Annotated in this window: 7 protein-coding genes; 3 read left to right on the plus strand and 4 right to left on the minus strand. The window is 53.6% G+C overall.

Annotation, left to right across the window (positions count from 1 at the left end):
- Window positions 1-853: 853 nt before the first annotated feature.
- On the minus strand, window positions 854-4,243 hold the full coding sequence (locus EU557_RS10105) for a T9SS type A sorting domain-containing protein (RefSeq protein ID WP_135530256.1): 3,390 nt from the start codon (window positions 4,241-4,243) through the stop codon (window positions 854-856).
- Window positions 4,244-4,612: 369 nt separating this feature from the next.
- Between EU557_RS10105 and EU557_RS10110 the strand changes: the two genes are divergently transcribed.
- The 3 genes from EU557_RS10110 to EU557_RS10120 all read left to right on the plus strand — a co-directional run bounded on the left by EU557_RS10110 (window position 4,613) and on the right by EU557_RS10120 (window position 8,681).
- On the plus strand, window positions 4,613-5,578 hold the full coding sequence (locus EU557_RS10110; protein ID WP_135530257.1) for an NAD(P)/FAD-dependent oxidoreductase: 966 nt from the start codon (window positions 4,613-4,615) through the stop codon (window positions 5,576-5,578).
- Window positions 5,579-5,798: 220 nt separating this feature from the next.
- On the plus strand, window positions 5,799-8,306 hold the full coding sequence (locus EU557_RS10115) for a DUF5686 and carboxypeptidase-like regulatory domain-containing protein (protein ID WP_135530259.1): 2,508 nt from the start codon (window positions 5,799-5,801) through the stop codon (window positions 8,304-8,306).
- Between the two features lie 99 nt (window positions 8,307-8,405).
- Window positions 8,406-8,681 (plus strand): hypothetical protein, encoded by a 276-nt coding sequence (locus EU557_RS10120; protein ID WP_135530260.1) that lies wholly within the window; start codon window positions 8,406-8,408, stop codon window positions 8,679-8,681.
- A 220-nt stretch (window positions 8,682-8,901) separates the two neighbouring features.
- Here EU557_RS10120 and EU557_RS10125 read toward each other — a convergent pair whose 3' ends face one another.
- The 3 genes from EU557_RS10125 to EU557_RS10135 all read right to left on the minus strand — a co-directional run bounded on the left by EU557_RS10125 (window position 8,902) and on the right by EU557_RS10135 (window position 12,029).
- Window positions 8,902-10,401, minus strand: a complete 1,500-nt coding sequence (locus tag EU557_RS10125; protein WP_135530261.1) for a M28 family metallopeptidase — start codon at window positions 10,399-10,401, stop codon at window positions 8,902-8,904.
- 408 nt (window positions 10,402-10,809) lie between these two features.
- On the minus strand, window positions 10,810-11,586 hold the full coding sequence (eutC, locus tag EU557_RS10130) for an ethanolamine ammonia-lyase subunit EutC (protein ID WP_135530262.1): 777 nt from the start codon (window positions 11,584-11,586) through the stop codon (window positions 10,810-10,812).
- Window positions 11,587-11,600: 14 nt separating this feature from the next.
- On the minus strand, window positions 11,601-12,029 hold the full coding sequence (locus EU557_RS10135) for a DUF1810 domain-containing protein (RefSeq protein WP_135530263.1): 429 nt from the start codon (window positions 12,027-12,029) through the stop codon (window positions 11,601-11,603).
- Window positions 12,030-12,034 lie beyond the last annotated feature (5 nt).

The following is a 12,034-nucleotide window of genomic DNA, read 5'->3' on the forward strand; positions in this document are numbered from 1 at the left end:
TAGTGTACCGACTGCTCGTAGCCTAGAAGACGTAAGTAACTAGATTCCTAGTGGCGTACAGAATAGAGCAAATAGATATGGGCTACTATTTTTGCTAGGCCAGCTGTGCCAGGTAACTTAAAAGACATGAAATAGATTATTTTCGACAGATCAAAGCGGACCAAATTTTAGCGTGTAAGGATAAAAATCTATAACAATTCTTGCTAAACCTTTTGAACATAATCCATTGCGCCTTCTCTTCGCTAGTACATAGCAGTGGCTTATGCAGGTATTGCATGATGATCGTTAGCTTGGCATGTTATCAACAGTATCGGCAGCTATTAGCATCAGGGTTAGTAGTTTTCACGTACTACTCCCATTGCCGTGCACAACAATTACAAACAATGTATGCGCCAGCGACTACTTATTAGTGCATTTTATCTTATGTATTACCTACACTAACAAGATGCATCGCCTCTAATTAAGCCTCCGCCCATAACGCCCGCATACAACTGCTACTTACTTGGACATAATAGTAACGCAAGCTAGTTGCTAGGCTATCTAGCTCCATCTCTCCAAGCTGGTTCTGCTTTTGATATATCACACATTTGATCTAAAGCTAGACGCTATTGCTACCGAGGTATATCAGGTGCCCTCTCGCCAGATGATAGGTCTGAATACTAGCCGTGCTGGCACTCTAGACCTTTAGATGAGCCCTAACGCTATAAACCCTTCTGCGGGCCTTGTAAAGTAACTTACCAGCAGACCAGCATAATCTGTGCACTTACTAGGCCAGCCGTAGCAGTACTGTAGAATATGACATAAAAAAAGCGACTTCCTTATAAGAAGCCGCTTTTTTATGAAGTTTAAGTAGTTATTCTTTTACCACCTTAACTATCTGAGATAGATTATTACCCTGGATTTGTATCAGGTAGACGCCTTTCGGTAACGAAGCGCTTGGGAATGGCAGCAGTTTGCCGCCTTCAGCCTTTAGAGTAACCAATTTACGGCCTTCAACGCCCATGATATCTACAGTGTATTCTCCAATCGGTAGGGACATTAGATCCAGTATCGTTTCAGAATTAATTGGGTTAGGGTAAAGTGTAACTAAGCTCGCTTTGCCGTTACCATCGAACGTCACCGCCTTTACTTCACTGAAAGCAACTTTTCCGTCCAGATCTTGCTGACGCACACGATAGTACAGCGTAATCATCTGATTACCCACACCTTTATCAACCAGTTTATAGTCTGTTCTCTGGTTGGTTGTGCCTTTGCCATTTAGTGAGCCCACTTTGGCAAAAGAGAGACCATCAATTGAACGCTCTACATCAAAGCTGGCGCTGTTCAACTCCTGGGCAGTAGTCCAACGTACTAGAGCATCTGAACCGGACGCTTGTACTTGGAAGCTCACCAGCGTTACAGGCAACGGTACTTGCGCGCCATTAGATCGGAATATAGCCTCTAGACCACTGCTTGTTGACTTAGGGGCAATAGAGGGCACACCACCATATACTGGATCATATATATCTACCAAGCCATTAAAGTTATCGTCATGGTAAGACGCATTCCCAGGCTCTAAAAAGTTAGGAATACCATTGTTATTGGCGTCCTGAAGGAAAGCAGAAAGAGTAGTTCCACCAAATCCTGCACCATTGGTTGTGACTTCATAATACGTGGCTTTGCTAGGGTTATTAGCAGCAAATAATTTAGCCTGTGCTATTATCTCATCCCCTGCAGTGCCATTACCATTTCTGTCAAATCCTTCCGTCCAGTCAGACGTTTGTTTATAAATAGGCAAGGCCGTTTTACTCGCGTTGTCGTTATCTGAATCTGTATCAAACATATCAACCACCCCATCTCCTTCTGAGTCTGTTACCGACAGCAAGGTGCCAACTGTTACACCAGCGCCATTCGTAGGGTCATAGGCATTGTCTAAGCCGTCCTTATCGCTATCCAGCCTAGAAGGAGCACGATAACCAGCAGTAGTTTGCGCTTCTATGTTGTCGGTAATACCATCATTGTCGGAGTCAATATCCAGGAAATTGTAGTTTCTAGCTACTTGATCACCATTCGTTCGCTGATCATTATCGTTGTCTGAAAGAACGTATCTACTAACCCCCGATTCATTTGAAGACACTCCACTACCTGCTACTGAACGCGTTACAGAGGTTTCAACCGCATCAGGAAGCCCATTTGCACTAACACCTGCTGAAGGGCCAGCACCACTTGCTGCTGCTGCTGCAGTAGTTACATAACGTCCTTGATTAGGGTCATACAAGCTTTGGTATGTCCAGACCACGGCATTACGCCCGCTACCAACCGTATAATTTGTTGGGCCAGATGTAAAAGTTGGATTAGTGTTTCCATTTGCTTCGAAGGCATCTGGCAAACCGTCACCATCAGAGTCTAAGTCGAAGTGATTAGGAATGCCATCTAAATCCGTGTCGAAGTAATCGTTTATTCCATCATTGTTAGTATCAAGAAATGCGCCTAATACAGGGTGCACATAACTAGCATCTAAATAACGAATAGGTGAAGAACTTGTGGCAAATGCACCAGGGTCAACAGTTGTAGTACCAGATAGGGCTTCTACCGCATCCAAGATACCATCGTTGTCATCATCTATATCCGTACCATCAGCTATGCCATCGCCGTCATTATCGCAGACACTAGTATAAACGAAGGTCTTACTTCCAGTAAAAACGGAGAACCCATACGTCCAGGTGTTTACTGTATAGTTATCACCGGTATCGTTGGTAGTTCCCCAGATATGCACACCATTAGTTGAGTTTAATCCTCCCAACTGCACTCTTGGGTTGCTTGTGGAGTTTGGGAAATTCGTAGTAGATAGATTGCTGTCATCCCAATACAGAAGGTCATAGGCAGTCGGGTCTGAAGAGCGGGCATTACGAACGCGGAAGCCATCAGGGTTGCCTTCTGCGTCAAACACTGGGAAGTGAACAGGCGCACCATTACTTGTGAAATTAAACTTAACGGTTGTGTTATTGGCGACCTGTGTGCCAGAACCATTTTTCCCATCCCATACAACTGTACTAGCAACATTTGCTGTTACGCTTTGCTCAATTAAAACATCAGTGGTTCCAGCTTGGTAGCCATCTGTGCCGTTCAGGTCGATTAGAATATTAAACTGACCAGATTCAGCAGCACGTGTTGTAAAGGCTACTTTTGTAACACCCGCTTGGCAGAAGGGCTGTGGGGTGACGCTTACAGTAGGCTCAATTGCAGTGGGCCAAATCGCAGCATCTGGATTACTGACGAAGTTCGGATATTGAGGATAAGAGGACTTACTAGTCTGGCTCTTGCGCCGTTCAGTAAATGAAGTACCGAATGAGGCATCAGAGCCAAAGGCATTAGAAACAAAGAAAAACACTAACGGCCTCATACCTGCTAACTCCACCTCCTTAACAAAGTATGTACCAGGAGTTTGCTCACTTTCTACCATAGGGTAGAGATTGAATTTTGACGATAGACGGTTGGCTGTTTGTGCGGTAGTAGCGCTAATACCTGCCGTAAAAGCCCAGTGGCGACTATATAAACGACCAGGTTTTTCTATGCCCGATGAATTGCGAACAGTAAAATCCCAAAAATCGTAATCAGAACGACGATTTTCCGCCGTCATTGTAGCTTCACCTACCTGTGTAAATTCAATAAAAAACTCCTGCGCTGCTCCTGTATCATTCGTGTAAACAAGGGGAGTATACCCGCCAGCATTCGGAAGAGGTCCAGCTGCATGTTGTGCTGCAGTTGCAATAACACCAGCCTGAGGTTGACCATTTACTGTGGTAAGCAAAGTAGACTGGTTAGTACTCGCTTGGTCTCTTAATAGCGTATTCGTTTTAACGATGGTCCCTGCTCCACTGCCATAACGCAACGTTAGGATAAGATCAGATTGCGTACGAACTGTTGCGGAAACGGGCTGCCGATGGACACCATAATATAAAGTTTCGCCGGGTTCCAAATGCACGTGCATTCGATAATCAGTGTTGAATGCCTGCCCGGCAGGACCAACCCATGAACTTGGTTTTAAGAACCCTAGGGAAACATCCTGTCCACCACTGCCGCTCAAATTGACATCATGCGTTAGAAACCCAGCACGGGTATTCGCAGCTGATGTCAGATCACCCGTTGTACCCGTTGTGTTTGGCGTTAGCTGCTTAGAACCTTCGCCTAAAGCGTCAGAACCACTTCCGAGGCCCATCATTAAGAGCCCGGCAGCAGCAAATAGTTGTAAGTTTTTTTTCATATACAAATGTTTGAAAAATACCAGAATACAACGATTTACTATTAGGTCGTAGCACCCCAGATAAACAAAGGTAATACACCTGCGCAAGGGAAAAGCAAAAGCAGTAGCAATAAGTGAGATACATCATTCAGCAAAAAATCATATCTATCGAATGAAGAATTATTCAACTAAAATCGTATAAAATTTATACTGACACACATTATCCTATACTGTTCAGTTAGTAATATTTTGACCATATATGCTTTCCACTAAGAGAGCATCCTTCGTAAATGCCACGTGCTGGTCATGTATTTGGCAAAAAATGACGCCATTCTTTACTCGCTCATTTTATAGCACTCATCTACTCCTTAATTAACTCTCCATTACTTCATGCCTGCTGCAACCACACCTCGACATCGTGCCCCCGCTCAGCCCGCCACCGACTACGACGTCATGATTATTGGGGCGGGTAGTGCCGGCTTGAGTGCGGCCCTAGTTCTGGGTCGCTGCCTGCGCCGCGTATTAGTGTGCGACGGGGGCAAGCCCCGCAATGCTCCCTCGCCGGCAGTACACGGCTTCTTGACTCGTGATGGAATGCTTCCGGATGAGCTGCTGCGCCTGGGTCGGGAACAACTCACGCCTTACAAAACGGTGGAAGTGCGTGAGGCCCGCGTGCTACAGGTAGAAGTAATGGCGAAGTATTTCCGCCTGACGCTGGAGGGCGCTACCGGTCATACCACTACGTACACCACCCGTAAGGTACTGTTGGCTACGGGCGTAGATGACGAGCTACCACCCCTGGATGGCATGCGGGAGCTGTGGGGCACTGGGGTGTTACACTGCCCTTACTGCCACGGTTGGGAAGTGCGCGACAAACCCTTGGCCGTGTATGGCAAGCACAAGAGCGTGACTGGCCTAGCACTGTTGGTAAGTCGCTGGAGCAACGACATTACGGTATGCACCGATGGCTGGAAAGGACTTACCCCAAATGCTCGTCGGCGGTTGCGCCGCCAGGGCATTACGGTGCGGGAAGAGGAAATAGAACGCCTCGTAGGCACTCCGGAAGGTGACTTAAAACACCTGCTGCTGAAGTCGGGGGAGAAGCTGGTCCGCAAAGCGGTGTTCATTCATGCTCATCAGCACCAGCGCAGCCCTATTGCCGAGCAGCTGGGCTGCAACCTCTCTGAGAAAGGAGCCATTTTGGTAGACAAGGACCAGCAGACTTCCGTGCGTGGCTTCTACGCCGCCGGCGACATAACGCCCGGTACGCAGCAAGCCTTGCTGGCCGCGGCAAAGGGCTGTCAGGCTGCTATCTGTATCAACGAAACCCTCACCCGCGAAGAGTGCCCTAAATAAACAGCGACTGGGTTGCCAGGCCTGTTGCTTAAGGCCCTAGGTCAGTTAGCAGCTATTGCCTTATCCTCAACTATTTACCTGCTACATGAGCTCAAAAAGAGTATCTGCGTATATCTGGTAGTGCTGGGAAACTTACGCGGCAGTGGTCTTGGTTGTGCTCGGAACCTGTGTATCTTACCCACTACTACCTTCCCGGCATCTGCCCTAATTTGTTTAATGCATGAAAGTCGTTTACCTGCTGCTACTGCTAATGCTGCTGGTAGGCGTGAGGCCAAGCTGGGCGCAACGCGTGCTGTTCAGCGGGCGCGTGACGGAAGCCGCCAACGGAAAGGCCGTGCCCTTCGCCTCGGTGTTCGTGCCAGGCTCGGGGCAAGGTACCACCGCCGACGAAGACGGACGGTACCAACTAAGCACGGCGGGGCCAATTGACTCCCTGGCGGCGTCGGCCATTGGCTTTGGCACGGTGCGCAAGCGCGTAAGTGGCCTAGCTTCGAACACGGTAAACTTCGCGCTGGGCTCGGGTTCGGTTTCGTTGGGTGAAGTAGTGGTGCGCCCCCGCGAAAATCCGGCTTACGCTATTCTGCGGCGGGTGCAGGAGCACAAGGCGCGAAACAACAAGCGCAACCTAGAGGCATTCGAGTTTGATAGCTACAGCCGCACTGAGGTGGCTTTGAATAATCTGCCCGACCAGGTGAGCCGCCGCAAGCTGCTGCGCCAGATGACGCAGGTAGCCGACAGCATGGGCTTGCCCCGCGATGCCCAAGGCAAACCCGTAGTACCTTTCTTCGCCTCGGAAGTTCTTTCTCACTTCTACCAGCATAACCAGCCCCTGCGCAAGCGGGAGGAAATAAAGCGCACCCAGCTACACGGGGCCGCGCCGCGGGAAGGCTCCGTGACGTCGCAGATTCTGGGCTCGTCATTTCAGGACTGGGACTTTTACCCCAACTGGCAGCAGCTGCTCGGCAAAGACTTTATCTCCCCCATTGCCGATGGGTGGAAGTTCACCTACGAGTACGACCTGCAGGACTCAGTATTTGTAGGCCAGGATTACTGTTACAAGATTGGCGTGAAGCCCCGCCGCCCCCAGGATCTGGCCTTCGTGGGTACCATCTGGATTAATACCGAAACCTACGCGTTGCGGCGGGTGGATTTGCGGGTAAGCCCCGAGGCTAACCTCAACTTCATTGAGTTGGTGCAGGTGCGGCAAGATCTGGTAGCTTCGGCGGCGGGGGCGGGCCTTCCGCAGCGCACGGCAGTAGTTATCGGCATCAAGCCTACCAAGGGCAGTACGGGCATTCTGGCTCACCTTACCATCGTCAACTCCAACTTCGACGTTAATCACCCCAAGCCCCTCCCCTTCTACGACCGCCCCTTGGAGACGGCCGCCGATGCCTTTGACGGCCCCAAGGACTTTTTCGAGAAGAACCGGCCCGATTCTTTGAGCCGTGAGGAGCAGGCCACGCTCATGGTGCTGGACTCGGTGCGCCAGCTGCCGGCCATGCGCAACTTGCTGGAAGTGGCCGATATTGCCGTGAACGGCTACTACCGCGCGGGCAAAATCGACTGGGGACCCATTCTGACGGCGTATAGCTTCAACAATATTGAGGGCAACCGCTTCCGGGTGGGTTTTCGGACCACGCCGGAGTTTAGCCGCGACTGGCTGCTGCGCCCTTACCTGGCCTACGGCACCCGCGATGGGCGCTTTAAATATGGCCTGCGGGCGCAACGTATTCTGGAGCGTCGGCACTGGACGGTGTTAAACTTCGAACACCGCCACGACCTCGATCAAGTGGCCTTGCTCGATAATGACTACGCGCTGGAGAACCCGCTCTTTGAAGCCTCGGCCCGGTTGGGTAATATCACCTCCAGCCGCCCGTTGCGCCGCGACCTGACCACTATTTCCCTGCAAACAGATTTATTCCGGGGCTTTACGCAGCGGGTAATGTTCCGGCGGCAGAGCTTCAACCCGCTCTACCCTTTTGCTTACTACACTCAGGAGCAACGGCCCGGCGCCCCCACCGACAACCGCTTCGATTTATCGGAGGTGATGGTGGAGTCTCGCTACGCCCGCGACGAGGTATTAATTCCTAATAATCAGAACCGCCGCACAGCCATTGGCCTGAAGCGCTGGCCAGTGTTTACTGTGCGCTACACGCTGGGCGTAGACAACCTGTTGGGCAGCGACTTCCGCTACCAGAAGTTTAACCTCCTCATTGATCAAAGCATTCGGCTAGGCCAGGTAGGCCGCACCGACTACCGTCTGGATGCCGGCTACATCCCGAGCACGGTGCCTTACCCGCTGCTAAAGTCGCACTTGGGTAATCAGTCGCCGTTTTACAACGCGGGGGCGTTTAACCTGATGCGCTACTTCGAGTTTGTGAGCGACCGGTACGTTTCCTTCCGGTTTGAAAACCAATTCGATGGCTTCCTGTTAAACTCCATCCCGGCCATCAAGCAGCTTAACTGGCGGTTGGTAGCCACGGGTAACGTGCTGTGGGGTGGCGTAAGCGACGCCAACCGCCGCATTAACCCCACCGAAGACCCCGTGAATGGCGGGCCGCTGCCCACGTTTCAGTCGCTGGGCCGCACGCCGTACGCGGAAGTGGGCTACGGCGTGGAGAACATCTTGCGGGTAGCCCGCGTCGACTTCCTGCACCGGCTTACGTATCGGAACTCACCCGGGGCCCGTACCTTTGGGGTGAAGGTGAGTTTTCAGTTTAAACTCTAACTTACAGCCCATCAGCCCCGGCTGCAGCACGCTCACTTCGGGTGATTTATGCTGATGAAAGTGAATTAAAAAGGCTGTTTTCTTGTAGAAAGACTCAATATGCCAAAGTACGAAGTTGAAAACCTGACCCTGGCGGAAGCCACCCGCCACGCCCCCTTCGTTGACTACGCCCGCTGCGTAGATGCCAGCCAGCGCCCCTACAACCACGTAGGCGACTGGCCCGAAGAGGGCCAACTCTACCCCGTTCGGGTGGTAGACTCCCGCACCGAAGGGTTACCCTTGGTGCACGTTCTCGGCTTCGAGGGCGAAGCCCCGTATTACAACGCTTATGCGCCTCACCGTTTTGAAATGCTGCTGACCGTTTGGCTGAACTAAGCCAACACCTGTGTCAGTGCAATAAAAAAGCCCGGCCTTCTCAGCAGTGAGAAGGCCGGGCTTTTTTGTGTAGAGGTGAATTTTAATTGAACGTAAGCTAAGCTTATCGAAGCATCTCTTCCGCTTCGGTGCTGATGCTCTAGGCCAGTACTTAGTCAGCGGGAGAGATGCTTCAGCAAGCTCAGCATGACGGCCTGATGGGTGGCCACTCATTGTTACCCTAGCGCTCCAGCTTGAAATTGGGGTCTTGGGTGACGCGCTGGGGCGTGGCCGACACGGCCCAGCCGGTAGCATACATCCAGCGCGTCATGCGGGTAAGCTTGGCCACGTCAATGCGCGAGGCTTCGTCGCGGGGCGTGTGATAGTCGGGGTGAAGCAGGGTGGTGAAGAACAGGGACGGGATGCCGGCGCGGGCGTAGGGCAGGTGGTCAGAGCGGAAGTACCAGCCCTCAGGATGCTTGGCGTCGTCCCAGGAGTTATCGAGGGTGAACTTGGTGATGTTCTGATTGGCTTTCAGGGCCATATCAACCAGCGCCTGTGAGTTGCGGTGCGGCGCCGTAGAGCCCAGCAGAGCCGCCGAGTCGGGGGCGTTACGGCCCATCATGTCGCCGTTGAGGACGGCCACGATGGAGGACTTGGGCACCGTGGGGTGCTCAGCAAACCAGCGGGAGCCCAGCAGGCCGCGCTCCTCGGCACCGTGCCATACGAACAGGGCCGAACGAGCCCCCGGACGCTGTTTCCAGGCCCGACCAATGGCCAGCAGCGCCACGCTCACGGTGGCATTGTCGTCGGCGCCGTTCCAGATGGAGTCGCCGGCTACGGGCGCCCCAATGCCGTCGTGGTCGTGGTGGCCACTGAACAGCACGTTCTCCTGACGGCGCTCCGCATCGGTGCCGGGCACGCGGGCTACTACGTTAATGGAAGGGTATTGAAAGTCGTTGAGGCTGAGCTCGGCTTGTAGGCGTGCTTTGGGGGCCCGCAAGGCGGCGGCCACCGACTGCCGGACCAATAGCACGGGAATGGGTGCGGGTGGCACTGGCATAGAGGGCAGCAAGTACTGCCCATCTTGGTAGCGGTGGCCTACAAATTCCAGACTCGGCTCGGTGGCAGCATCGGCGGTTAGTATGATGCCAGCTACCCCGCGCGCCCGCAAGGCGGCGCTCTGCTGCCCAATGGCCGCCAGGGCGTAGCGCATGCTCCAAAGGCTCATTTTGGGGGCCGGCAGCGGCGTGGGCGGCAGCAATGACATTGCCACAATCTTACCCCGCAGGTCGCGGCGCACGGTGTCGGCCATGGTGTTCAGCCACACCACCGGCCCATCAAGGCGGCTGTTGATAGGAGCTGTTACCCAGGCTTCTTTCCACAGGGCTAGCGGCTTACCACTCACGCTCACCCGCGAGGTAGTAGCCACCGTGATGCGGCGCAGGGGGTAGAACTGGAAGTAAGTACCATCGTCGCCGGCGGGTTGTAGGCCAGCTTCCCGGGCGCGCTCCGCCACCCACACAGCAGCTCGTAATTCATCGGGGGTACCAGCGCGGCGGCCGCGCATACTGTCGCTGGCCAGAGCAAATAAGTCGCGGCGCACTTCGGCTTCTCGGATGGCTTCTAGCGCGGGTGGTTCCGTGGGGGAGGCAACGCCCGAGGTAGAAGGAGTCCGGGCGCAGCCAGCAAGCACGCCTAGCGCCAGCGTGGCACTCGGCAACAAAGTAGTAAAACGCATATGCAGAAAGGTAGCAGCAGCCTATCGAAGCAGGCAGAGGGGATGATGGTTGTGGAGAGGTAAGATAGAGTGCAAGAGCCTTCCATCATATTTCCGACAATAAATTGTCGTTTTATCACTTTGAAGTGGCCTAGCCAGCTAAGGCTAGTTCCCCGCCTGAGACAGGAGGGGCTAGGGGTGGTGAATAATTATTGTTTATCAAGCCCGTCATGCTGAGCTTGTCGAAGCATCTTTACCGCTTCGTTGCTGTTGTTTGATTAGTCAGAGAGATGCTTCAACTGCGCTCAGCACGACGGGCTAGTGGGTTTGTTCTAATGCCACCGTTCTAGGCCAGTCCACCACCCCTAACCCCTCCTCATCTGAGGAGGGGAACTAGCCGCTAATCTGTTAGACTAGCGTTTGACTTCTTTACTGGCCTAGCAACCCCATCTCATCCTTCAGCCCTATCCCGGAAAGCTGGCGGCGCAATGCTTCCTGGAGCAGAAAGAATAGCTTGTCGGCGGCTAGGGCGTAACCGAGGCCTTCGGGTCGAATGTTGGAGACGCAGTTGCGGGCTTCGTCGGTGAGGCCGGGGCGGGGGTTGTAAGTGAAGTAGGCTCCCAGGCTGTGCGGGGAGCTGAGTCCTGGCCGTTCCCCAATTAGGATGAGGGACAGCTGCGCGTGCAAGAGCTGCCCGATTTCGTCGCTGATGGCTACGCGGCCTTGCTCAGCCATGACTACCGGAGCCACCGTAAAGCCCGCAGCTTGCAGCTTGGGCAGCAGCAGTTGCAGCACGGGCACGGCATGCTCTTGCACGGCCCTAGCCGATAAGCCATCGGCCAGAATAATAGCTATGTCAGCCCGTTCAGGCGCTTGCCCCTGCAGCAGCGCCCGCGACTCAGGGTGCAGTTGGCGACCCAGATCGGGGCGCTGGAGATACTGGGGGCGGTTTTCGGCCTGGCTGCGCACGGCGCATACTGGTACACCTAACTGCTCTAGGCCACTTGTTAGCGGAGCTAGGCTCAACTCAGAGTACACGGCGTCGCGCGCGTCGGCGTGGGCCAGCCGGAAGGCCAGGGCTTCCTGCAAGGGCACGCTGGTACCTACCCGGCCCAGCGCAATGCGAGCCGCTGTAAACTCCCGCAGGCCCGACCATGGGTCGGGCTGCGGGCCTTCGGACGCCAAAGCGGAGAGGTCAGTTTCCATACACAATGGTGGGCCTAGGCGTTGTCTAGCTGCTGCAGAGTTTTCTGGTCTTTACTGCCGTTGAAGAACTTCTGCAACACGGCCTCAAATACCGGGTCGGCGTTGTCAAGCGCCGCAAACAGCGTCATCGAGGATTTCAGTTTTACATCATCGGGGCTGCCTAGTACTTGAGTGGCGTTGCTACTGCCCAGAGTCAGCAGGGCTTGGCAGATAGCTATCAGCCGGGGGCCCAGCACCGGATGTTGCAGGAAGGCCTCTGCCTCCTGCCGGTTCTTGATGGCGTAGAACCGGGAAGTTTCGCTGAAGCCCAGCCCATGTATCTGCGGAAAAATGTACCACATCCAGTGGCTGCGCTTCCGTCCGCTTTTGATTTCAGCCAGGGCCGTGGCGTAGTCTGACTCCTGGGCGGCAACAAATCGTTGCAGGGTATTTTCTCCGGGCATTTTAA

Origin of the sequence: Hymenobacter wooponensis, from assembly GCF_004745865.1 — a bacterium.
Taxonomy (GTDB): domain Bacteria; phylum Bacteroidota; class Bacteroidia; order Cytophagales; family Hymenobacteraceae; genus Hymenobacter; species Hymenobacter wooponensis.

Bases quoted from the DNA above. Each gene is read 5' to 3' on its own strand.
- EU557_RS10105 (WP_135530256.1), bottom strand. From the start codon at position 4,243: ATGAAAAAAAACTTACAACTATTTGCTGCTGCCGGGCTCTTAATGATG.
- EU557_RS10110 (WP_135530257.1), top strand. From the start codon at position 4,613: ATGCCTGCTGCAACCACACCTCGACATCGTGCCCCCGCTCAGCCCGCC.
- EU557_RS10115 (WP_135530259.1), top strand. From the start codon at position 5,799: ATGAAAGTCGTTTACCTGCTGCTACTGCTAATGCTGCTGGTAGGCGTG.
- EU557_RS10120 (WP_135530260.1), top strand. From the start codon at position 8,406: ATGCCAAAGTACGAAGTTGAAAACCTGACCCTGGCGGAAGCCACCCGC.
- EU557_RS10125 (WP_135530261.1), bottom strand. From the start codon at position 10,401: ATGCGTTTTACTACTTTGTTGCCGAGTGCCACGCTGGCGCTAGGCGTG.
- eutC (WP_135530262.1), bottom strand. From the start codon at position 11,586: ATGGAAACTGACCTCTCCGCTTTGGCGTCCGAAGGCCCGCAGCCCGAC.
- EU557_RS10135 (WP_135530263.1), bottom strand. From the start codon at position 12,029: ATGCCCGGAGAAAATACCCTGCAACGATTTGTTGCCGCCCAGGAGTCA.